17 protein-coding genes and 1 pseudogene are annotated in these 22,802 nt (G+C 66.0%); 9 read left to right on the forward strand and 9 right to left on the reverse strand.

The features are described from left to right. Nucleotides 1–19: 19 nt before the first annotated feature. Nucleotides 20–691 (forward strand): ligase-associated DNA damage response endonuclease PdeM, encoded by a 672-nt coding sequence (pdeM, locus tag XH92_RS04420; RefSeq protein ID WP_194458149.1) that lies wholly within the window; start codon nucleotides 20–22, stop codon nucleotides 689–691. A 192-nt stretch (nucleotides 692–883) separates the two neighbouring features. Here pdeM and XH92_RS04425 read toward each other — a convergent pair whose 3' ends face one another. Next, entirely contained in the window at nucleotides 884–1,747 is an 864-nt protein-coding gene (locus XH92_RS04425; RefSeq protein ID WP_194458150.1) for a LysR family transcriptional regulator, read from the reverse strand. A 110-nt stretch (nucleotides 1,748–1,857) separates the two neighbouring features. On the opposite strand from XH92_RS04425, the gene XH92_RS04430 reads away from it, so the two are divergent. The 3 genes and pseudogenes from XH92_RS04430 to XH92_RS04440 all read left to right on the forward strand — a co-directional run bounded on the left by XH92_RS04430 (nucleotide 1,858) and on the right by XH92_RS04440 (nucleotide 4,977). Then, a complete protein-coding gene (locus XH92_RS04430; protein ID WP_194458151.1) occupies nucleotides 1,858–2,784 on the forward strand; it encodes a DMT family transporter in 927 nt (308 codons plus the stop codon). Further along, a pseudogene (locus XH92_RS04435) lies at nucleotides 2,781–3,547 on the forward strand (MBL fold metallo-hydrolase). Before XH92_RS04430 ends, XH92_RS04435 begins: the two are co-directional and overlap by 4 nt. A gap of 89 nt (nucleotides 3,548–3,636) precedes the next feature. Further along, nucleotides 3,637–4,977 carry an NRAMP family divalent metal transporter gene (locus tag XH92_RS04440; protein ID WP_194458152.1) on the forward strand — a complete coding sequence of 447 codons (1,341 nt, stop codon included), beginning with the start codon at nucleotides 3,637–3,639 and terminating at the stop codon, nucleotides 4,975–4,977. 95 nt (nucleotides 4,978–5,072) lie between these two features. On the opposite strand, the gene XH92_RS04445 is transcribed toward XH92_RS04440, so the two are convergent. Beyond that, nucleotides 5,073–5,564, reverse strand: coding sequence for an Lrp/AsnC family transcriptional regulator (locus tag XH92_RS04445; protein ID WP_194458153.1), 492 nt, complete (start codon nucleotides 5,562–5,564; stop codon nucleotides 5,073–5,075). Nucleotides 5,565–5,710: 146 nt separating this feature from the next. Here XH92_RS04445 and XH92_RS04450 point away from each other — a divergent pair, with 146 nt between their 5' ends. Continuing rightward, the gene (locus tag XH92_RS04450; RefSeq protein WP_194458154.1) at nucleotides 5,711–7,021 is read left to right on the forward strand and encodes an aspartate aminotransferase family protein; all 1,311 of its coding nucleotides are present in this window, start codon (nucleotides 5,711–5,713) and stop codon (nucleotides 7,019–7,021) included. Here the strand turns inward: XH92_RS04450 and XH92_RS04455 are convergent, their stop codons facing one another. The 5 genes from XH92_RS04455 to XH92_RS04475 form a co-directional block, all read right to left on the reverse strand. Continuing rightward, nucleotides 7,022–7,804, reverse strand: coding sequence for a TIGR02186 family protein (locus tag XH92_RS04455; protein ID WP_194458155.1), 783 nt, complete (start codon nucleotides 7,802–7,804; stop codon nucleotides 7,022–7,024). Beyond that, nucleotides 7,801–8,730, reverse strand: coding sequence for a sulfite exporter TauE/SafE family protein (locus XH92_RS04460; protein ID WP_194458156.1), 930 nt, complete (start codon nucleotides 8,728–8,730; stop codon nucleotides 7,801–7,803). Before XH92_RS04460 ends, XH92_RS04455 begins: the two co-directional genes overlap by 4 nt. Before the next feature lie 333 nt (nucleotides 8,731–9,063). Next, on the reverse strand, nucleotides 9,064–9,915 hold the full coding sequence (locus tag XH92_RS04465; RefSeq protein ID WP_194458157.1) for a hypothetical protein: 852 nt from the start codon (nucleotides 9,913–9,915) through the stop codon (nucleotides 9,064–9,066). Nucleotides 9,916–10,030: 115 nt separating this feature from the next. Next, the gene (locus tag XH92_RS04470; RefSeq protein WP_194458158.1) at nucleotides 10,031–13,606 is read right to left on the reverse strand and encodes a tetratricopeptide repeat protein; all 3,576 of its coding nucleotides are present in this window, start codon (nucleotides 13,604–13,606) and stop codon (nucleotides 10,031–10,033) included. A 279-nt stretch (nucleotides 13,607–13,885) separates the two neighbouring features. Then, nucleotides 13,886–14,473 carry a PadR family transcriptional regulator gene (locus tag XH92_RS04475; RefSeq protein ID WP_194458159.1) on the reverse strand — a complete coding sequence of 196 codons (588 nt, stop codon included), beginning with the start codon at nucleotides 14,471–14,473 and terminating at the stop codon, nucleotides 13,886–13,888. 195 nt (nucleotides 14,474–14,668) lie between these two features. On the opposite strand from XH92_RS04475, the gene XH92_RS04480 reads away from it, so the two are divergent. From XH92_RS04480 to XH92_RS04495, 4 genes are all read left to right on the forward strand, one after another. Then, nucleotides 14,669–15,085, forward strand: coding sequence for a nuclear transport factor 2 family protein (locus tag XH92_RS04480; protein ID WP_194458160.1), 417 nt, complete (start codon nucleotides 14,669–14,671; stop codon nucleotides 15,083–15,085). A 120-nt stretch (nucleotides 15,086–15,205) separates the two neighbouring features. Next, complete coding sequence (locus XH92_RS04485; RefSeq protein WP_194458161.1) at nucleotides 15,206–16,993, forward strand: acyl-CoA dehydrogenase C-terminal domain-containing protein; 1,788 nt, start codon at nucleotides 15,206–15,208, stop codon at nucleotides 16,991–16,993. A gap of 137 nt (nucleotides 16,994–17,130) precedes the next feature. After that, a complete protein-coding gene (locus XH92_RS04490; protein ID WP_194458162.1) occupies nucleotides 17,131–18,339 on the forward strand; it encodes an acetyl-CoA C-acetyltransferase in 1,209 nt (402 codons plus the stop codon). An 18-nt stretch (nucleotides 18,340–18,357) separates the two neighbouring features. Continuing rightward, nucleotides 18,358–20,571, forward strand: a complete 2,214-nt coding sequence (locus tag XH92_RS04495; RefSeq protein WP_194458163.1) for a 3-hydroxyacyl-CoA dehydrogenase NAD-binding domain-containing protein — start codon at nucleotides 18,358–18,360, stop codon at nucleotides 20,569–20,571. Nucleotides 20,572–21,072: 501 nt separating this feature from the next. Here the strand turns inward: XH92_RS04495 and XH92_RS04500 are convergent. Both XH92_RS04500 and XH92_RS04505 read right to left on the reverse strand, forming a co-directional pair. Next, nucleotides 21,073–21,381: a hypothetical protein gene (locus XH92_RS04500; protein ID WP_246788227.1), complete on the reverse strand. Its 309-nt coding sequence runs from the start codon at nucleotides 21,379–21,381 to the stop codon at nucleotides 21,073–21,075. A 170-nt stretch (nucleotides 21,382–21,551) separates the two neighbouring features. Continuing rightward, entirely contained in the window at nucleotides 21,552–22,796 is a 1,245-nt protein-coding gene (locus XH92_RS04505; protein WP_246788229.1) for an HlyD family type I secretion periplasmic adaptor subunit, read from the reverse strand. Nucleotides 22,797–22,802: the final 6 nt, after the last annotated feature.

Here is a 22,802-nt window from a genome sequence, read left to right on the forward strand (position 1 = left end):
TTTGCGAGACGGTGACGACATGCGCGTTTCGAGGGTCACGGTGGCGGACGTCGGCTTCGTGGCGGATTTCTCCGGCGCGCTGTTCTGGGAAGAGCAGAGCCTGCTGGTGGTGTCCGATCTGCATCTGGAAAAAGGCTCGAGCTTTGCCAGCCGCGGCGTGCTGCTGCCGCCCTACGACACGGTAGCGACGTTGAGCCGGCTTGCTGCGGTGATTGCGCGGCACGACCCGCGACAGGTGATCGCGCTCGGCGACAGCTTTCACGATCGCGATGCGCATGCGCGCCTGTCGGAATCGGACCGCGAGGCGCTGGCGGCGCTGCAAATGCGGCGCAATTGGATCTGGATCTCGGGCAACCACGATCCGGCGCTGCCGACCAGCCTCGGCGGCGTGGTCGCCACTGAAGTTGCGATCGGTCCGATCGTGTTCCGCCATGAGCCGACCGGGGCTGCCGGCGAGATCGCCGGCCACCTCCACCCCAAGGCACGGGTGCCGACCCGCGGCCGCTCGATCGAGCGCCGCTGTTTCGCCTCCGACGGCGAGCGCGCGGTGTTGCCGGCGTTCGGCGCCTATACCGGGGGCCTTAGCATCCGCGACGCCGCGTTCGCGCGGATTTTCGGATCGCCGGGTTTCATGGCCCATGTGCTCGGCGACAACCGCGTCCACGCGTTCGTGGCGTCGCGGTGTTGTTGACGGTCGCCTTCACCCTCCCCTGGAGGGGGAGGGTCGACTCACATTGAGCGCAGCGAAATGTGAGTCGGGGTGGGGTGAAAGTCTATCCTCATGCGACACTGCCCGTACGGAGAGATCACCCTACCTCGGTTCGCATTCCGCTGCTTCATGCGCACCGATCCTCCCCCTCCAGGGAGGATGGAAGTCCGAACCTCACGCCGCCTTCGCTTGCACGCTCGCGCAATACTCCGCCAGCCGATCCGCCAGCCGCAATGTCGCGGGGCTGGCTTCGGGGGCGGCGACGAGGGCGACTTCGGTGCGCTCGATCGGGGCAAAGCCGTCCTTCGCCGTCAGCACGCGATGCTCGGCCTGGATCGACATTTCCGACAGAATGCTCAAGCCCAAGCCTGCCGCGACCGCGGCCTGGATGCCGGCGAGACTGGAGGAGCTGTAGGCCATGTGCCAGTTGCGGCCCGCGCGCTCCAGCGCATGGATGGCATGGGCGCGATAGAGGCAGCCCGAGCCGAAGCCGATCAGCGGCACCGAGCCGGTCGCCGTGTCGCGCGGGTGGCTCTTGCTGGTGACCCAGTGCACGCGTTCCGGCCACACCGCGATGCCGCCCTTCTCGCTGGCTGCGCGCTTGATCAGCGCGAGATCGAGATCGCCGCGCTCCAGATCGCGGTGCAGGAACAGGCTTTGGCCCGAGCGTACGTCGAGCCGCAGAGTAGGATGGCTGCGCGAGAAGGCCGCGAGCAATCTCGTCAGCCGATACGCGGCGAAATCCTCGGTGATGCCGATCCGGATCGCGCCTTCGCTGCCGGGGCGCGAGAGCACGTCGCGGGCCTCTTCCGCGAGTGACAGCAGCCGCCGCGCATAGGTCAGCAGCCGCTCGCCGGCCTCCGTCGGGGTGACGTCCTTGCCGCTGCGGATCAGGAGCGGCTGGCCGACATCCTCCTCCAGGCGCTTGATCTGCTGACTGACAGTCGATTGCGTGCGGTGGACGCGCTCTCCGGCGCGGGTGAAGCCGCCGGCGTCGACCACCGAAACGAAACTGCGCAACAGCTCCAGGTCGAGCATCGCAGCCTCCATTCAAAAATCCACTGCATGTCAGTCTATCATTTAATTTCCAAATGACAAGGCGCGGGCCTAGATCAGGGGCGAAGGCGAAATCGCCAGGAGAAGCTCCCATGTCCGCCGCAACTTCGATGTCCGTCCCCCGCACCCGCTTCAACACCCTGCCGCTGCTGATCGCCTTGTTCTGCCTGCTCTGGAGCTACGCCTTCGTCGCCGGCAAGATCGGCGTCACGGATTGCCCGCCCCTGATCCTGCTCGCCGCGCGATTTTCGCTCGCCGGAGTCTTGATCCTCGGCATCTCCTGGCTTCGCAGCGACAAATGGGATCTCACCTGGCGCGATGCGGCGGTGTTCGCCGTGATCGGCGTCGCCAACAATGCGCTCTATCTTGGCCTCGGCTATACCGGCCTGAAGACGGTCTCCGCCGGCCTTGGCGCGCTGATCGTTTCGGCCAATCCGGTCTTCACCGCCATGCTGGCGGCGTTGTTCCTCGGCGAGAGCATGACCTTGCGCAAGGTGATTGGTCTCGTGCTCGGCATCGTCGGCGTCGCCTTCATCGTCTGGCATCGCATCAAGGTCGGCAGCGACAGCCAGTACGGCATACTCTTCACATTGGCCTCGCTCGCCTCGATCGTCGCCGGCACCATGTTGTTCAAGCTGCTGGCGCCGAAGGGCAGCCTTTGGATCGGCAACGGCATCCAGAACATCGCCGGCGGGCTTGCGGTGATGCCGTTCGCCTTCACGCTCTCCAGCGTCGGTGACATCGTGCCGAGCATGCGGCTCGCCGGTGCCTTCGCCTTCCTCGTGCTCGGCGGCTCGATCCTCGCCTATCTGCTCTGGTTTCATCTGCTGAAGGTGTGCGGCGCGACCGCCGCGAGCGCCTATCACTTTCTGATGCCGCCGCTCGGCATGCTGTTCGCCTATCTCGTGCTCGGTGAGCATGTCGAATTTCGCGATCTGCTCGGGATCGTTCCGGTCGCACTCGGCATTTACCTGGTGACCCGCCCCGCGGCGGCTTCGCCCAAGAGGAGTGTGACGTGAGCATCACCATCACCCTGATCGGAGGCCCGACCGCCCTGATCGAGATCGACGGGTTCCGCCTGCTCACCGATCCGACCTTCGATGCGCCCGGCGACTATCAACTGCCGCATGTGAGACTGGAGAAGCTGACCGGGCCCGCGCTCAGCATGCGCGATGTCGGCGAGGTCGATGCAGTGCTGCTCAGCCATGACCAGCATTCCGACAATCTCGACCATTCCGGCCGGATTTCCTTAAAAGCTCAAAGCGCGTGCTGACGACGCAGGCCGGCGCCAAGCGGCTCGCCGGCAACGCCGAGGGTTTTGCGCCCTGGGCATCGACCACACTGAAGAAGGGCGGCCGGACGCTCACCGTCACCGCGACGCCGGCGCGGCACGGGCCGGCCGGGATCGAGCTGTTGTCCGGCGACGTCATCGGCTTTGTCTTGGAGCCGGCGAAGCCCGCCCGTCCGGTCTATGTCAGCGGCGACACCACCTGGTTCGACGGGCTCGCCGAGGTCGCGCGGCGCTTCGATTGCGGCGTGGTGCTGCCGTTCGCTGGCGCGGCGCAAACCCGCGGCCCGTTCCATCTCACCATGGATACCAACGACACGATCGAGACCGCGCGCGCCTTTGCCGACGCAGTCATCGTGCCCGTTCATACCGACGGCTGGGCGCATTTCCGGCAGAACGCCAGTGACCTGCGCGCGAGCTTCGATACGCTCGGCTTCGGCCGTCGTCTGCGCATCCTAGAGCCCGGCGTCGCCACGGTCATCGAGCACGTTTGATCCAGCGCATGGCGGGCAGCAGGCCGCGTGCGAGTTTCATCGTTGGAACCGGGGCAGGTCCGGTTCGTTGTCGCGATGGCTCGACCGGCATGACACAGCACAGGCAGATAGCGCGAAAGCATCATCACAAGGCCGGCAACACGCCGGCGAGCAAGGCCGATCGGCCACGGCTGTTCAGCCTTACGGGCATCCTGAGGTCGCTCGGTCCCGGGCTGATTACCGGCGCAGCGGACGATGATCCGTCCGGCATCGGCACCTACAGCCAGGCCGGGGCTCAGCTCGGCTACGGCATCGGCTGGACCATGCTGATGACGTTCCCCTTGATGGCGGCGATCCAGGAGATATCGGCACGGGTCGGCCGTGTTACCGGACATGGCATCTCGGGCAATGTGTGCCGGCATTATCCCGCGTGGTTGCTTGTCGTCGTGGTGGCGTTGTTGTTCATCGCCAACACCGTCAACATCGCGGCCGACCTCTCGGCCATGGCCGATGCGACAAGGCTCCTGATCGGTGGTCCGGCTTTCCTCTATGTCGTGCTGTTCGGTGTGGCCTCGGTCGCCGCCCAGATCTTCATGAACTACCGGCGCTACGTCGCCGTCCTGAAATGGCTGACGCTCAGCCTGTTCGCCTATGTCGCGGCGCTCGCCTTCGCCAAGGTGTCGTGGACGCAGGCGCTGGCCGGTGTGCTGCTGCCGCGCGTCACCTGGAGCGCGGACTATTTCACCACCATCGTCGCGATCCTCGGCACCACGATCTCGCCCTATCTGTTTTTCTGGCAAGCCTCGCAGGAGGCCGAGGAACAGCGGGTCGATGCCAGCAAGCATCCGCTGATCGAGCGACACTACGGCGCGCGGCGCGAATTCTCCCGCATCCGTGCCGACACCATCACCGGCATGGCATTCTCCAACGTGATCGCGCTGTCGATCATCATCACCGCCGCCGCATCACTGCATGCCGCAGGCAAGACCGACATCCAGACTTCGGCGCAGGCCGCCGAGGCGTTGCGCCCGATCGCCGGACCCTTTGCCGAGGTGATCTTCGCGCTCGGGATCGTCGGCACTGGCCTGCTGGCGATCCCGGTGCTTGCGGGCGCGACGGCTTACGCGGTCAGCGAAGGACGGCGATGGCCGGTCGGACTGACGCGCAAGCCGAAGGAGGCGATCGCGTTCTACTCGGTGCTGGCGCTGTCCGGCGGCATCGGCATCGCGCTCAACTTTACGCCGATCGATCCGATTGCGGCGCTGTACTGGAGCGCGGTCGTCAACGGCGTGCTCGCCGTGCCCGTGATGGTGCTGCTGATGGTCATGGCCCGCCACAAGGAGATCATGGGGCGCTTCGTGATCGGCGGGTGGCTGTATTGGCTCGGTTGGCTCTCGACCGGCGCGATGGTGCTCAGCGTGATCGCGATGGGGATAGGGCTGATTCTGTAACTCTGCCGTGGGATGGGTGGCGCGCAGCGATACCCATCAATTTTTCCGCACCGCGCAATGTTGGGTATCGCTGCGCTCCACCCAACCTGCGCTCCTCAATCCTCAGCGAACAGCGAACTGTCGATCTTGGTGGTCGATTTGACCTTCCGCAGGATGATGGTGGTGCGGTAGCTCGCGATATCTGTGTCCGGATGCATCAGGCGGTCGAGGATGAACGATTGATAGCGGGCGAGGTCGGAGGACACGACCCGCAGCGCGTAATCCCAATCGCCGGCAATCATGCAGCATTCGACGACCTCCGGAAGGTTGATGACCTTCTTCTCGAAGCGAGCGAAGGATTCCCTGTTCTGCTGCTTGAGGCGGACTTCGACGATCACGTCGAACCCGAGGCCAACTCGCGCAGGGTCGACCAATGCCACATAGGAATCGATGACGCCGGTCTCTTCCAGGGTCCGGACACGTCTCATGCAGGGAGCAGACGAGAGGCCGATCCGCTCGGCCAGCTCGAGATTCGTGATGCGCCCCTCGACTTGCAGCACGTCGAGGATTTTCCGGTCCATCTCGTCGATCACGATTGTGATTCCCATTTCTTTCGCATTTTCCATCTTCTGCGCAATTGATTGCAGAAGATCGGGTCAAATGCATCTCAAATCGCAATGTCATTGCCGCGTCGCGCGCATAAGATGCGCTGCAAGCGTCTCCCATCGTGGTGACTGAGCAGCAAGGAGCGGGCATGGCCGGAAATGACGACAAATCCTTTTGGGATCGTGCGCGGCGTCACCTCATTCGCTATGGCGGGACGTTCGCGCCCGTCATCATCGAGCGCGCTTCCGGATCCTTCGTCTATGACGCCGACGGCCGTGCCATCCTGGATTTCACGTCCGGGCAGATGAGCGCCGTGCTCGGTCACGGTCACCCGGAGATCGTCCAGACCATCAGCGAGCATGCCGAGCGGCTCGACCATCTGTTCAGCGGCATGCTGACGCGCCCGGTCGTCGCGCTCGCCGAAAAGCTCGCGGAGCTTTTGCCGCCGGGGCTTGATCGCGTCATGCTGCTGAGCACGGGCGGCGAGTCGAACGAGGCTGCGATCAAGATGGCCAAGCTCGCCACCGGCGGCTTCGAGACTGTTGCGTTCGCGCAGTCCTGGCACGGCATGACATCGGGTGCGGCCGGGACCACCTATTCGGCCGGCCGCAAAGGCTATGGTCCGGCGCCGGTCGGCTCGCTCGCGATCCCGACACCGAATCTCTATCGCCCCCGCTTCGGTCATGCGGCCGATTGGCGGGCCGAGCTGGCCTACGCCTTCGATCTCGTCGATCGCCAATCGACCGGCTCGCTCGCCTGCATGATCGCCGAGCCGATCCTGAGCTCCGGCGGGCTGATCGATCTGCCCGAGGGCTACCTCGCCGCGCTGAAGGAGCTGTGCCGCGCGCGGGGCATGCTGCTGATCGTCGACGAGGCACAGACCGGCCTCGGCAGGACCGGCGCCATGTTCGCGTTCGAGCGTGATCGTGTCGTGCCTGACATCCTGACCTTGTCGAAGACGCTCGGCGCGGGACTGCCTCTGGCAGCGGTCATCACGTCAGCCGAGATCGAGGAGCGCTGTCACGAGCGTGGTTTCCTGTTCTACACGACGCATGTGTCGGACCCGATGCCGGCCGCGGTCGGACTGAAGGTGATCGAGATCATCCTGCGCGACAGATTGACCGAGCGCGCTGGGATCGCGGGCGCGCGGCTGAGGGACGGGCTGCTTGCGCTTCAGAACCGGTTCGAATGCATCGGCGACGTCCGCGGCCGAGGACTGATGCAGGGCATCGAGATCGTGCGCGACCGCTTCAGCAAGGAGCCCGACGAAGCGCTCGGATCGCTTGTGTCGCAGCGCTGCATGGAGCTCGGACTGAGCACCAACATCGTGCAGCTGCCCGGGATGGGCAGCGTATTCCGCATTGCTCCGCCGCTGACGATCAGCGACGATGAGATCGATCTCGGTCTTTCGATCCTGAGCGACGCGTTCGCGAGCACGTTGCAGCAGAGGCGTGATTGATCAATCCTTGCGGAACACGATCGAGGCCATCCAGCCGGTCATCAGCGCCATGAACGCGGTGACGAGGCCGTAGACCAGGCCGTTCTGCCGCGCGGTGGTGGCGACGAACTGCTCGAAGCCGACCTTGACGATCTCGAAGGCGGTCTCGGTCTTGGTCACCAGCGCGCCGTCGGAGAACAGCTTGATCTCGACATTGTAGGTGCCGATCGGCACCTCCGCCGGCAGCGGAATGCCGGTGCGGAACAGGGTCGGCGTGAGAAACGTCACCGCCGATGTTGCCTCGCGGTACAGCCCGTGCTCGGAGCGCAGCCGGACGAAGGCGCTGCGGAACGGATCGTTCGGCACCACGTCGGCATAGTCAGGCCCGACCCGCTGCATCAAGAGCACGTTGTTGAGCCCGAGCTGCTGCCGCCGCTGCACCTCCGGTGAGGCGATCTGGTCGAACGGGCGATTGGAGAACAGTGCGAGATAGCCCGGCACCTGCAGGAATTGGCGCGAATCGGTGTTGATCCAGATGCCGAATCTGCGCTCCTTGCGCCGCGTCACCATGTCGGCGCGCGGGCCCGACACCGTGACGACGAGATCGTAGTTGCCGCGGTTGGCCGGCGTCTTGTCGTCTTTCTCGACCGAACCGAACAGCACGAGCTCGCCGCCGGAATAATTCGGCGTCACCGTGACGCGGTGGTTGGAGACCGACACGATCAGCCGCTCGGCGCGCGCGGGTACTGCCGCCAGGCCGGCGGCGACGAGCCCCATGATCGCGAGCGCCGCGCGCCGCCTCATGGTGGGGCTCCGCCGGTTTCGCGGATGCTGAACAGGTCCTGCGGCCGGATCACCAGCTCGACCGCAAAACGGATGCCGACCGCGAGCACGAGCAGGCCGAGCAGGAGGCGTAGGTGCTCGCCGCGGATCTTCTGGCCGGCGCGGGCGCCGAACTGCGCGCCGGTGACGCCACCGATCATCAGGATCAGCGCCAGCACGGCGTCGACCAGATGGTTGGTCACCGCGTGTAGCATGGTGGCGAACACCATGGTGACGAGGGTCAGCACCATCGAGGTGCCGATCACGGTCGAGGTCGGCACCCGCAGCACATAGATCATCAGCGGCACCAGGATGAAGCCGCCGCCGATGCCCATGACAGCGCCGATGAAGCCGATCACGAGCCCGATCACGACGACCGGGATGACCGAGAGGTAGATCTTGGAGCGCTTGAAGCGCAGCTTTAGCGGCAGGCCGTGGATCCAGCCATGGCTGCCGGGCTTGCGCAGCGCGACCGGGCGGCCGCCGCGGGCGCGCAGCATCGCGCGCAAACCTTCCCAGAACATCAGCCCGCCGACCGTGGTCAGCAGGATGACGTAGGACAGCGCGATCATCAGGTCGAGCTGGCCGAGCGAGCGCAGGAAGGTGAAGGTCCAGACCCCGAGCGTGGTACCGAGCGTGCCGCCGACCAGCAGTACCGCCGCCAGCAGCGGGTCGATCGCGCGCCTTCGCCAATAGGAGATCGCGCCGGAGAATGAGGAGGCCGCGATGTGGCTCGCCACCGAGGCGACCGCGACCGCGGGCGCGATGCCGACGAAGATCAAGAGCGGCGTCATCAGGAAGCCGCCGCCGATTCCGAACATGCCGGAGACGAAACCAACCGCCGCGCCCATCGCCAGGATGAGGAAGACATTGACCGGAATGTCGGCGATCGGGAGATAGAGCTGCACGCGCGTCGCTTCTTGTCGGTTCGCCGCATGCTGGGGCGCAAGGCCACATCACGGCGTGATGTCGTTCGGGTCGGGCATTCTCCGGCTGAACGAATCCGGTCGGCGCGCAAGACGCAGACGAACGCGGGCCGATTGCCGCGTTCTTGCATAACCGAAATCGGCGAGGGGAGGGACTAAAGTTTCCGCTCCGGGTGGCATTTTTCGCCGCACGTGGCGGCTCGGCTGCGGACGTGGTTGATAATTCAGATTAATGGCGCCGGTACCGGCTTGTTTGAGCGTGATCTCCGCGTTTTTCGCGAGGGAAAATCGCTCCGCACTTTTCCGGATCATGCTTCAGGGCCGATCGACCGGCCTGGTGATCAGGTTCAGCGCGAGCGCTTCCTTCGGGCCCAGCCAGCGGATGTCCGAGGTCTGCGACATCGCTTCCACGATCCCGGAGGAGACGCCCATCTTGGTCATGTAGCCCAGCACCATGCCCTGGATGCGCTGCGCCTCGGCGAGGGGATCGCTGACCGGTGCGCTGGTCGTGAAGCGATGCACGCCGAGCCGCGAGCCGGCGATGCCGTAGCGGGTCTGGCCGCCGGCATAGACCAGGACGCAGGCGCTGGCGCAGGCGGCGGGGCGAAGCTTGCCCGAGGCATCTGATGTGGCGACGGCGGTGACGAGCCCATGACTGCGGATGACCTCGCCCATGATGGCGGCCTGATTCAGCGCACCGCCCTGCGACGACAGCAGCACGGCGTCGCCGGGCGCGAGACGCGCCTCGCTGAGCCGGTCGCGGAACCAGCTCGCGCTGGCCGAGCCGATCTTGCCGCTGATCGCGAGCGCACGGCGGCCGCGGCCCGACCCGTCGAGGTCGACGTCGGCAATCACCGCCGACGTCATGCTCGCCGCGATATAGGTCTCGCGCCAGAAGTCCCAGGCACCCGGCCTCGACAGGTCGCGGTAGGCCTGGATGGCGACGCTCGACAGCAGCAGCACGAAGATGATGATGGACCAGAGCGAGAACCGGAAGGCGCGCTGCGGCGATGCCACGTTTCCTTGCTGGAGCCGCGGCGGAGGGGGAGGCGGAGCTTTGGGAGGCGCGGCAAACGGAGACGGCGTCCGACGCGGCGGCGCGACGCGGGGCCCGGTCGGCGACGAACGATGGCCCGTTCCATCATCCTGACGATCGTCGACAGACAAGCCTGACCCTCCGGAACGCGTGCGCCATCGCCGCGGCACCGTGCGCCTGTCTACACGGCGGAAGGGCGGAGGTATAGGACAGCGGCGCCGTCAAGGCGCCGCAGCAGCTTGGTCTCTAGTGAGCTGGCGCGGCCAGCGCCGCGGTGCGCTTCGACGGTTGCCTGACGGACTTCGCCGCCGCGGGCTGCACGGGGGCGCCGTCCCAGCCGCCGGCCGGGGCCGGCACGTTGACCGCATCGCTCGGCTGCGGCTCGGGAGTAAAGGTCTGGATCGCAAGCTTCGCGGCGGCCAGCGACTGCGGGTCGAGTCGCTTGGCGATGTCGTCGCGCTTGTGGCCGGCGTCGGCGTCGCCCTGCGCGGCGGCGAGACTGAACCATTTGAAGGACTCGGCGAGGTTCTGTTCGACCCCGATGCCGCGCGCATAGAGGATGCCGAGGTTGACCTGGCTGTCCGCGACGCCGCGATCGGCCGCCTTGCGGAACCACTGCGCGGCGCTCTTGTAATCGGCGCCCTTGCCGCCGCCGTCGGCGTCGAGCACGGCGAGGTTATGCATCGCCTTGGCGTTGCCGCGCTCGGCGGCCTGCACGTAGTAGCGCCGTGCGACGTCGAAGTCGCGCTTCACGCTGAGGCCCTTCTCGTAGAAGGTGCCGAGCCGGAACATCGCGGGCACCACGCCGGCCTGTGCCGCGCGGCCATACCATTTGGCGGCTTCGTCAACATTGGCGGGCACGCCCTTGCCCTCGGCAAAGCGGACGCCGACCTCGTAGGCCGCGGCCGCATCGCCCTTGATCGCGGCCGTGCGCAGCGCCAGACCGCCAATCGCGTCGGGCAGCTTCTCGCCAGCCGGAATCTGGATCGTGGCGAGCTTGCCGCCGAGCGGCGGCGCGGTCGGAATCGTGCCGGTGATATCACTGGCGGCCGCGACCGGTGGCGCCGCGACCGGCTCCGGCGCTGCGGCGGGCGCGGGCGCGATTGCCTGAGGGATCGTCACCTGCGCGCTGTCGAGCGTGTTCGGCGCCGGGCTGTTGTTGGACTGGCGGCCGAGCGGGGTCGGTGAGGTCATCGACGGCCCGGGCACGCCGGACGGCGCAGCGGGTGCGGGCGATGTGGAATTCTCGGCAGGCGGCAGCGCGGGCGGCGCGGCCGGCTCGCTGTGCTCGATCGCCGGCATCTGTGGCGCCGAGCTGGTGTCGAGCAGGTTCATCGCCATCTTGACGGTGGAGAGCAGGATCACGACCACGCTCGCGCCGACCAGCAGCGAGCGGATCTTGGAGGTGATGGTCGAGGGCTGGGCCTCCGGCGCGCCACTCGCCTGCGCGCCGGTCGCCGGCGTGCCGGCCTTGGCGGCGGCCTTCGCGGCCTTGTCGGCCTTCTCCTTGGCCTTGGCGGCAGCCTTGCTCGCCGCGCGTGCGGCCTTGTCGTTGACGGGTTGCGCGGCGGCGGCCTGCGCGGCGCGGCGTGCGGCGGCGATGAAGCTCGAGGTCGAGACCGGCTCCTTCTTTCCGGCCGGAAGATCAGAGATCGCGCGCTCGGAATCCGCGATCCGCTCCGACGGCGACGATACCCGGCCCGAGGGGCGCGTGCCCGGCTCGAGCGGATGATCCGGCGGCAGTTCAGGCGCGATCGCAGCGCGCGCGGAGGCGGCATGCGGTTCGAGGATCTCGCTGATCGCGCGCGGCGGCAACGGCGGCGGCGCGGCCTCGACCGGCTGCGCGGCATGGAATTCGCGCGGCGCCGACATGAAGTGCTCCTGCGCCAGCGCAGGATTGGGCAATTCGGGCCTGTACGATTCGGGCAAGTACGATTCAGGTTTCGGCTGCGGCATCGCCGCGCGCGGCATCTCCATCCGCGGTGCTTCCATCCGCGGTTCGACCGGCGCGGGGGCCACGGGAGCCGGCGGTGGCGCGGTGCGCACCGTGCGCAGATCGTTCTCGATCATCGCGAGCCGGTCGACGACATGACCGAGCGTGTTGTGAACGGTCTCCAGCGAATCCTGGGTGCGGCGATCGGTCTCCGACTGGCTGAAGCGGATGTCGGACAGCTCGCGCTTCACCAGGTCGACGATGCCGCTGTCCATCATCGGCTGCGGCGAAGAGCTGCTGACGCTGTTGCGGGTGGCATCGGCGAGCGAGGCGATGTGGGCGTGCTGCGCCTCGAGGTGCCGCATGATGTCATGCAGCCCTTCCTCGACCCGGCCGAGATTGCCGGAACGCTGGTCGGCGGATTCGAGGCGCTCGAGCAGATACGAGACGCGCTGTTCGAGATGGGTGAACGCCGACGAGCTGTCGTTGCCGACCTGCAAGCGGTCGATCCGTTCCGACAGCGAGCGCAGGGCGCCCTCGATGGCGTCGGTGTTGTCGTAGCCGGCGGGCCGCTCGCGGGTCTCGAGCGTCGAGGCCAATGCGGCAATACGCTGCTCGATTCCGGCGAAAGCGTCGCCGTAGGACTCGCCGCGCGACATCTGCGACAGCTGGTCGACCTTCGCGGCCAGCGCATGCACGTCTCCGGAGAGCTGCAGCAGCGCGTCGTTGGAGGCGACGTTGGAGACGATGGCGCGCAGTGCGGCGATCGCGCTCTCGAGCTGATGCACCGTCGACGGATCGTCGTTGGCGCGCAGGATCATGTCGAGCTTGGCGCCGAGGTTGCGGATCGCCTCGTCGTAGCCGGTGAGCTGCTCGGCGGGAGTCAGCGTGCGCAGCGCCTCGCGAATTTCCGACAGCGCGCGCTCGATGCCGGTAATCACCTGGGCTTGGTCGTGGCCTTGGCCGTTGCTGCTGTCCTGGCGGATCTCGTCGATCCGGTGGTGCAGCGAGCGGATCTCGTTCTCGATCGATTCGATCGCCCGCCGCGGCATCGCCTCGGTGATGGCCTGGCGGATCTCCGCAAGCTCGCCGCGGAACGCTGCGATCGATTGCTCGATATGGTCGGGCCGCTGCAGCGCCTCGATCTGGCTCGTGATCTTGAGCAGATGCCGCTCGAGCGAAGAGAAGTCGGGCCCGGCCGGGGCCGCGGGCGGCGGCGCGTAGGCGGCCATCGGCGGCGCCGCGTGCTGCATCGGCGGCGCGCTGCGCTGTGGCATCTGCCGGGGCGCCGGGCCATCGAGCTCGTTCTGGCGTGCGGCGATTTCCGCGATCGCGGAATCGAACGAGGCGGGGCTCAGCGGCGGTGAGGGGCGGTAGACCTGGGCGGCGGCGCGCTCGACCGCTTCCGCCTGGCGCAGCCTCTCCTCCAGTTGCCGGTCTTGCAGTTGCCGATCCTGCATCTGCGGCTCCCGCTGCATCTGCGCTTCACGCATCGGCTGGGGCTGCGGCTCGCGCGCCGGCTGCGGCCGCGAAATCTGCGACAGCCGCGCGTCGAGGCGCGAGATCGCGTCGTTCAGCTGGCGTGCGACGGCGGGCTGGCCGCGCGGCACTTCGGCGCGCACGGCTTCGGCGCGCGTCATCGGTTTTGCAATCTGTTCGATCTGGCGGGTGATCGCATCGAGCCGCTGATGGATGTCGGCGACCTCGCGGCTTTCCCGGCTCGGCATCGGCTGCCGTTGCTCCATGCGCCAATCCGGCGGACTCGGCTCGCCGACGGTGGAGTTGAGCCAGTCGTTCAGCGACATGCCGGCGCGGCGCGCAGCCGCCTCGGCCCTGTCGCGGACGGAGGGATCGATGCCGTCAACACTCCACGATACGCGCGAATTCATGATTCCGTCCGGTCCCGACTCCGGCGCCATACTCTGCGCCCGCAGCCTCCCCGCGCATTCCCGTTAAGAGACAATCGAATTCTGCGCTGGTCGTCTGCTTCAGCTGCTGACTTTTTCCCGTCACGGTAAATAACGGGTTAAGGAATGCGATCAGCGGGCCTTAAAGTTAGGGAATCCGGGAACCTGTTGCGCCGGATCAGGACACGCCTATCGCTTTCCGGCAAAGCGGATTCCGCGTCGCGTGTCGGCACGGGCAAAGCAATGGCGCGAGATTTGTTTCTAGCCGTTGCTCTCGCGCTTGCCGTCGTCGAGCGGCAGCACATTGCTGCGGCCGGACATCGCCGACAGCGCGTCGAGCGCCTCCTCGCACCATTCCACCACCATGCGCTCATGGCGCATGCCGAGGCGCAGGCTGAGCATCTTGCCGACATCGGCCGGCGGCGCGGTGCCGTCGGGGAAGCGCTTGTTGAGCAGGCGCTCGTAGCGCTCGAAGCGGTCGCGGTGATGCTCCAGCCGCGCCATCAGGTCGGTGCGCAGCGGCTCGATGTCGACGCAGTCGAGCGCATAGAGCCGGACCAGCAAATCGTCCTTGATCGAGGGCGGAACGCTCGGCCGCGCCGCCCAGTGCTTCAGCGCCGCGCGGCCCTCGGCGGTCAGCGTGTAGACCAGCTTGTTCGGCTTGCCGGACTGCACCACCTCGCGGCCCTGGACATGGCCCTTGTCGCGCAGCCGGGAGAGCTCGCGGTAGATCTGCTGATGGTCGGCCTTCCAGAAGAAGCCGATCGAGGCATCGAACGTCTTGGCGAGCTCATAGCCCGTCATCGGACGTTCCGTGAGGCAGGCGAGGATTGCGTCACCGAGTGCCAACGCCCACCTCCATCAGAGTTCCCGTATCAGCCATTCCGAAGTTCGCTTGACTTTATGCGTTACTGTGCATATGCGTCAATATGCATATGCAGGCGAGTGCCCTTCGGCGCTCGCCCGCCCGATACACATCGGCGTGCCGCCTTGTCGCGCTCGGCCGATGTTGGCTTCCTAAACCTCGCCGCAGGAGACGTCCGAATGAGCAAGCCGGGCCTCGACAAGTGGTACGCCTATATGAATTCCCACGACACCGCCGCATTGTGGGATCTGCTGCATCCCGACGCGGTGTTCGAAAGTCCGGTCGTGCACACGCCGCAGCGCGGCCGCGACATCACCTTCAAATATCTGACCAGCGCCGCCAAGGTGCTCGGCGGCCCGACCTTCAAGTATCTCGGCGAGTGGCGGAGCGACACCGGCGCGGTGCTCGAATTCGAGAACGAGATCGACGGCATCAAGCTCAACGGCGTCGACATCATCACGTTCGACGGTGACGGCCGGATCACGCATTTCAAGGTGATGGTGCGCCCGCTCAAGGCGATCAACCTGCTGCATCGGATGATGGGCGAGGAGTTGATGAAGCAGAGCGGCGCAACGTCGCAATCACAGTCTCGATAGGACCTGCCGCGGACCTCCCGAACCGGATAAGGTCCGCTGCAACAAACCCAAGTACAACCCAAGGACACGCTGCGCAGCATTCGGTCGCACATGCGGCCACGAGCCAGCCGGGAGATCAGCATGCCGACCTACAAAGCCCCCGTCGAAGACGTCAGCTTCCTCTTGAACGACGTTTTCCAGATTGATCGCTACGGCAATCTTCCCGGCTTCACCGATGCGTCGGCCGATGTACGCGAGGCGATCCTCGGCGAGGCCGCCAAGCTCAGCGAGGAGGTGCTGCAGCCGCTCAATCGCACGGGCGATCTCGAAGGCTGCAAGCGCAATGACGACGGCAGCGTCACCACGCCGAAGGGCTTCAAGGACGCCTTCAAGCAGGTCGCCGAGGGCGGCTGGCTCGGCCTGTCGGCGCCGACCGAATTTGGCGGCCAGGGCCTGCCGGTGACGCTCTCGCAGGCGGTCAACGAATTCCAGATCTCCGCCAACATGGCGTTCTCGATGTATGGCGGGCTGACCATGGGCGCGACCGCCGCGCTTTTGGTGCACGGCACCCCCGAGCAGAAGAAGACCTATGTGCCGAAGATGATCGCCGGCGAGTGGACCGGCACCATGAACCTGACCGAGCCGCAGTGCGGCACCGATCTCGGCCTGCTCCGCACCAAGGCGGTGCGCCAGGCCGACGGCAGCTTCAAGATCACCGGCACCAAGATCTTCATCTCCGCCGGCGAGCACGACCTCACTGAGAACATCGTCCATCTGGTGCTGGCCCGCATCGAAGGCGCGCCGGCCGGCATCAAGGGCGTCTCGTTGTTCGTCGTGCCGAAGGTGCTGGTCAATGCCGACGGCTCGCTCGGGGCGCGCAACGGCGTCACCTGCGGCTCGATCGAGCACAAGATGGGCATCCACGGCAATTCCACCTGTGTGATGAACTACGACAACGCCACCGGCTGGCTGATCGGCGAAGAGAATAAGGGCATGCAGGGCATGTTCGTGATGATGAACGAGGCCCGCCTCGGCGTCGCCGTGCAAGGCCTCGCGCAGTCCGAGGTCGCCTATCAGAACGCTGTGGCCTATGCGCGCGAGCGTTTGCAGGGCCGTTCGCTGACCGGGGTCAAGGCAGCCGACAAGCCGGCGGATCCGATCATCGTGCATCCCGATGTTCGGCGCACGCTGCTCACCATCCGCGCCTTCAACGAGGCGGCGCGTGCCATGGTGGTGTGGACCGCGCTGAAGAGCGACGTCGCGCACCGCTCCAACGATCCGAAGGATCGCCAGGCCGCCGACGATCATATGGGCCTGATGACCCCGGTGCTGAAGGGCGTTCTGACCGACACCGGGTTCGCCAACACGGTTTCCGCGCAACAGATGTTCGGCGGCCACGGCTATATCGCCGAGCACGGCATGGAGCAGTTCGTGCGCGATGCCCGCATCGCAATGATCTATGAGGGCGCCAACGGCATCCAGGCGCTCGACCTGGTCGGCCGCAAGCTGCCGCGCGACGGCGGCCGTGCCGCGATGGCGTTCTTCGGCGAGGTCGGTGCCTTCGCCAAGGAGCATGGCGGCGACGAGGCGATGAAGCCGTTCATCACCCCGCTCTCCACCGCGCTCGGCCATCTGCAGCAGGCCACCGGCTGGCTGATGCAGAACGCGCTGACCAAGCCCGACAATGCCGGCGCCGCCGCGACCGACTACATGAAATTGTTCGGCCTCGTCGCGCTCGGCTACATGTGGGCCAAGATGGCCAAGGTGGCGCAGGACAAGGCCGCCGCCGGCACGACGCCCTATCTGAACACAAAGCTCGTGACCGGCCGCTTCTTCATGGAGAGGCTGCTGCCGGAGACCGCGGTGCATCTGGCCCGGATCCAGAGCGGCAGCGCCACCACGATGGAGCTGGCCGCGGAGGCGTTCTGAAGCGTCTTCCAGCGAAGTGGAGACCGGTTCGCGTGAAGAAAACGCGTCAAACAAGAAAGCCTTGAAAATTGCCGCCGCACCGCTGCGGCGGTGCTTCTTTCCGTATATATTATGATCCTCATATCAAGGAGGGCGTCATGCCTGAGGCATACATCTACGATCACGTTCGTACCCCGCGCGGCCGCGGCAAGGCAGACGGCGCGCTGCACGAGGTCACCGCGCTGGCGCTCGCCACGGTGCCGCTGAAGTCGCTCAAGGAGCGCAACAATCTGGCCAAGGACTCCGTCGACGACGTCATCCTCGGCGTGGTCGATCCTGTCGGCGAGGCCGGAAGCGACATCGCCCGCTTCGCGGCGCTGAACGCCGGTCTCGGCGAGAAGGTGCCGGGCGTGCAGATCAGCCGCTTCTGCGCCTCCGGCCTCGATGCCGTGAACTTCGCCGCGGCTCAGATCATGGCCGGCCAGCATGAGCTCGTGATCGGCGGCGGCGCCGAATCGATGAGCCGCGTCGGCATCGGCGCCTCCGGCGGCGCCTGGCCGATGGATCCCTCGATGGCGGTGCCGGCCTATTTCATGCCGCAGGGCATCTCGGCCGATCTGATCGCGACCAAATACGGATTCTCGCGCGACGACGTCGACGCCTATGCGGTGCAGAGCCAGCAGCGCGCGGCCAAGGCCTGGGATGAAGGCCGCTTCGGCAAGTCGGTGGTGCCGGTCAAGGATGTCAACGGCCTGACCATCCTCGCCAAGGACGAGCACATGCGCCCGACCACGACGATGCAGTCGCTGGCGCAGCTGCAGCCGTCCTTCGCTGCGATGGCGGCGATGGCCGGCTTCGACGCGGTGGCGATCCAGTCGCACCCCGAGGTCGAGAAGGTCAATTACGTGCATCACGCCGGCAATTCCTCCGGCATCGTCGACGGCGCCGGTGCGGTGCTGCTCGGCAGCAAGGAGGCGGGCGCCAAGCACGGCCTGAAGCCGCGCGCGAAAATCCGCGCCTTCGCCAATATCGGCTCTGAGCCCGCGATGATGCTGACCGGCCCGGTCGACGTCACCGAGAAGCTGTTCGAGCGCTCCGGCATGAAGAAGTCGGACATCGACCTGTTCGAGCTCAACGAGGCCTTCGCCTCGGTGGTGCTGCGCTACATCCAGGCGTTCGACATCGACAACGCCAGGATCAACGTCAATGGCGGCGCGATCGCGCTCGGCCATCCGCTCGGGGCGACCGGCGCGATGATCCTCGGCACCGTGCTCGACGAGCTCGAGCGCACCAACAAGGAAACGGCGCTGGTGACGCTGTGCATCGGCGGCGGCATGGGCACCGCCACCATCATCGAGCGCGTCTGAGGCGAGGGAGCGAGCAACATGGCTTACAAGAATTTCAAGTTCGACGTCGACGCCGACGGCATCGCGCTCGTCACCTGGGACATCCCGGGCCGCTCGATGAACGTGTTCGACGAGGTCTCGACCCAGGAGATCGGCGAGATCATCAAGCAGACGACCAGCGATGCCGCGATCAAGGGCGTCGTCATCACATCGGCCAAGGAGGCGTTCTGCGCCGGCGCCGACCTGTCGATGCTCGAGGGCATGAACCGCAGCTACGCGCAGCTCTTCAAGGAGAAGGGCGAGGAAGCCGCCAACCAGATGCTGTTCGAGCAGAGCCGCCAGATGTCGCTGTCGTTCCGCGCGATCGAGACCTCGGGCAAGCCGTGGGTCGCCGCGATCAACGGCCTCGCGCTCGGCGGCGGCTTCGAGGTCACGCTGGCCTGCCACTACCGCGTCGCGGCCGAGAACCCCAAGACTCGCCTCGGCCTGCCCGAGATCAAGGTCGGCCTGTTCCCCGGCGCCGGCGGCACCCAGCGCGTGCCGCGCCTAGTGTCACCGCAGGACGCGATGCAGTTGCTGCTCAAGGGCGAGGCCGTCAACCTGACCCGAGCCAAGGCACTCAACCTGATTCACGCCGTCGTGCCGGCGGCCGATCTGATCAAGGCCGCGAAGGACTGGATCAAGGGCGGCGGCAAGGCCGTCGCGCCGTGGGACGAGAAGGGCTTCAAGCTGCCCGGCGGCCCCGTCTTCTCCAAGATGGGCATGCAGATGTTCCCGGCCGGCAACGCGATCTACCGCCGCGAGACCTACGACAATTATCCGGCCGCGCGCGCCATCATGAGCTGCGTCTATGAGGGCCTGCAGCTGCCGATCGATGCCGCGCTGCGGGTCGAGTCGCGCTACTTCACCAAGGTCCTGCGCTCGAAGGAAGCGGCGGCGATGATCCGCTCGCTGTTCCTGTCGATGCAGGAACTGAACAAGGGCGCGCGCCGTCCGGCCAATGTGCCGCCGACCAAGGTCAAGAAGCTCGCCGTGATCGGCGCCGGCTTCATGGGCGCCAGCGTCGGCTATGTCTCGGCACAGGCCGGCATCGACGTCGTGCTTGTCGATCGCGACCAGGAAAGCGCCGACAAGGGCAAGGGCCACGCCAAGACCGTGGTCGACGGCCTCATCGCGAAGGGCCGGATGAAGCAGGAAGCCGGCGATGCCATCCTGGCGCGCATCTCGGCAACCGCGGACTACAACGTGATCAGGGATTGCGACCTCGTCATCGAGGCGGTGTTCGAGGATCGCAAGGTCAAGGCCGACACCTATGCCAAGGCGCAGCCGCTGCTGAAGGAGGGCGCGATCTTCGCCTCCAACACCTCGACCCTGCCGATCAACTCACTGGCCGAGGAGTTCAAGGACCAGGGCAAGTTCATCGGCATCCATTTCTTCTCGCCGGTCGAGAAGATGATGCTGGTCGAGATCATTCTCGGCAAGAACACCGGCGACGTCGCGCTGGCGACCGCGCTCGACTATGTCCGCGCGATCGGCAAGACGCCGATCGTGGTGAACGATTCCCGTGGCTTCTTCGCCAACCGCTGCGTGATGCGCTACATCTCCGAGGGCAACGAGATGCTGCTCGAAGGCGTGCCGCCGGCGATGATCGAGAACACCGCCAAGATGGCCGGCATGCCGGTCGGTCCGTTGTCGCTGCAGGACGAGGTCGCGCTCGATCTCGGTCTCAAGATTACCAAGGCGACCGAGGCCGATCTCGGCCCCAACGCGATCGACCAGGCGCAGAAAAAGCTGATGGTCGAGATGGTCGAGAAGCAGGGCCGCTTCGGCCGCAAGAACGGCAAGGGCTTCTACGACTATCCCGAGAAGGGCAAGGGTCAGAAGAGCCTGTGGCCGGGGCTTGCCAATCTGCAGCCCAAGCAGCTCGATCCGGATACGCTCAGCGTCGAAGAACTGAAGCAACGCTTCCTGGTGGTGCAGGCGGTGGAAGCCGCGCGCACCGTCGAGGATCACGTCATCACCGATGTGCGCGAGGCGGATGTCGGCTCGATCCTCGGCTTCGGCTTCGCGCCGTTCACCGGCGGCGCGCTGTCCTATATCGACTTCATGGGCACCAAGAACTTCGTCGCGCTCTGCCACGCGTTCGAGAAGAAGTACGGTTCGCGCTTCACGCCGCCGAAGTTGCTCGAGGAGATGGCGGCCAAGGGCGAGACCTTCTACGGCCGCTTCCCGCCGAAGAAGCAGGCGGCGTAAGCGCCGTCGTTTTTCAAAAGCGCGATGAGATAGCGAGGCCTCTCCTCTCCCTCTCCCCGTTCTTACGGGGAGGGGGTTGGGGTGAGGGGCTATCTGCGCGAGCTTGATGCAGCGAGTGTGCGGAGATTCCCCCTCACCCGGATTGCATCTGTCGATGCAATCCGACCTCTCCCCGCGCGCGGGGCGAGGTGATGCGGAGTCCGCTCCTTGTCTTGAAGCAAAGTCATCGATCCGACTTGATCCTGCTCTGCGACGGTCATCGTGGTCAAAGTCCCGCCATGCTTGCTCCCAACTGGCACCATGCTGCTGGCATCACTCTTGCTCGTCGATCGGCAAGATGGTCGAAGGCGACGATCAGGGTTGGGGTGTCCTGCAATGCGTTCTGTGCTCAAGGAAGGTGCCGCTGAGGCCGCGGGCAGGCATTCCTTCCAGCTCTCGCCGCCGCGACGCTGGAAACCGCTGCGCTTGCGCGGCAAAGGCCCTTCCTGGATCGGCCTCGTGCTATTCGTTCTGGCCGTGGACCTTGTGCTCGCGGCGGCGGCGTGGAATGCCGTCGATTTCTTCCGCAATTGAGCCGTCATTGTCCGGCGAGAGCATGGCGCCGGCGAGATAGGCGATCTGGTTGAAGGCGAGGCAGGCGACCGCGATCGGGGCGCCGGTGGCAAATGCATAGCCGTCGGACTGGAGCACGATGGCGGCGAGCACCGCGATCAACGGCGACACCAGCATCAATGTCCAAACCCGAAAGTACAAACTGGTGGCCAGCCCAACCAGGGTGCTGGTCAATAAAAGCGTAAAGGCGATCGTCACATTGTTGGACCAGTTGGAGCGGAGGGCGCGCCGCAGGTCATAGTCGGTCAGTTGGATCGCACGAACAAGGACAGCTACGCCCTCAGCCGGAAGTACACCGACTTAGTCTTAATCGGTAGAATGCGGATTAAATTTGATTTGTTCCAGCGCGTGCCGAAAGTTTGCACCGCTCATTTCTCCCTGAAGGCGCGGTGCACCTGGTCGGCCAGCGGCTTCATCAGATAGGACAACACGGTCCGCTCGCTGGTCGGGATGAAGACCTCGACCGGCATGCCCGGCAGCAGATGCGCGGACGCGAGCTTGTTCAACTCCGACGGCGGAATCGCAATGCGCACAAGGAAGTAGGTCGGGGCCGTCTTGTCGTCACGCGAGACGTCGGCGCCGATCCGGCTGACCTCGCCCTCGATCTCCGGCGTGGTGCGCTGGTTGAAATTGGTGAAGCGCAGCACCGCCGATGAGCTCAGCTTCACCTGGTCGATATCCTGCGGTGCAACATGAGTCTCCACGATCAGATTGTCCTGGTCGGGTACGATCGTCATGATGGTTTCGCCCGCCGCGATGACGCCGCCCTGGGTGTGGATGGTGAGATCGTGGACGACGCCGGCCTGCGGCGCGCGGATCTCAAGCTTCTCGGTCTGGTCCCTTGCGGTGACCTGCTTCTCGATCGCGTCGGCATATTTGGCGCGGATGTCGGCGAGCTCCTTGGCGACGCCGGAGCGGAAATCCTGATCGACCTGCAGGATCTTCAGCTCGGTCTCCGAGATCTTGCCCTTGGCCTGCGCGATCGATGCGGTGAGCTGGCCGCGCTCGCCGAGCAGCCGCGCCGAATCCCGTTGCAGCGCGCTGAGGCGTGACAGCGAGACCAGGCGTTGCTCCCAGAGCTGCTGCACGCCGGTCAATTCGTTGGCGATCAAATCGGCTTCCTGCTTCTTGGCGCTCAGCTGGTCCTGCATGCCGCCGATCTGCTCCTTGAGCTGCGCGATCTGCTCCTTCAACTGCTGCTTCTGCCCGTCATTGGCGTCCTTGCGCAGCTGGAAGAACCGCCGCTCGCCCGAGACCACCGCCTGCGCCGCGGGATCGCCGAGCGACGCCACGCTGTCGGGGAATGCGACCTCGGCGTCGCCGTCGCGCTCGGCCTGCAGCCGCGCGCGGCGGGCCTCGAGCTCCCACAGGCTCTTCGTCACGGCGGTGAGATTGGCCTGCGCCACCGTCTCGTCCATCAGGATCAACAGATCGTCCTTGGCGACACGGCTGCCGTCCTCGACCAGGAGCTTCTTGGCGACGCCGCCGGACGGGTGCTGCACCTTCTTGACGCTGGATTCGACCACCAGCGATCCCTGCGAGATGATCGCACCCGACATCTTGGTCGCCGCACCCATGATGCCGATGCTGGCGACGAGGAGCGCCGCGGCCATGACGAC

This window comes from Bradyrhizobium sp. CCBAU 53421, assembly GCF_015291625.1.
GTDB lineage: Bacteria > Pseudomonadota > Alphaproteobacteria > Rhizobiales > Xanthobacteraceae > Bradyrhizobium.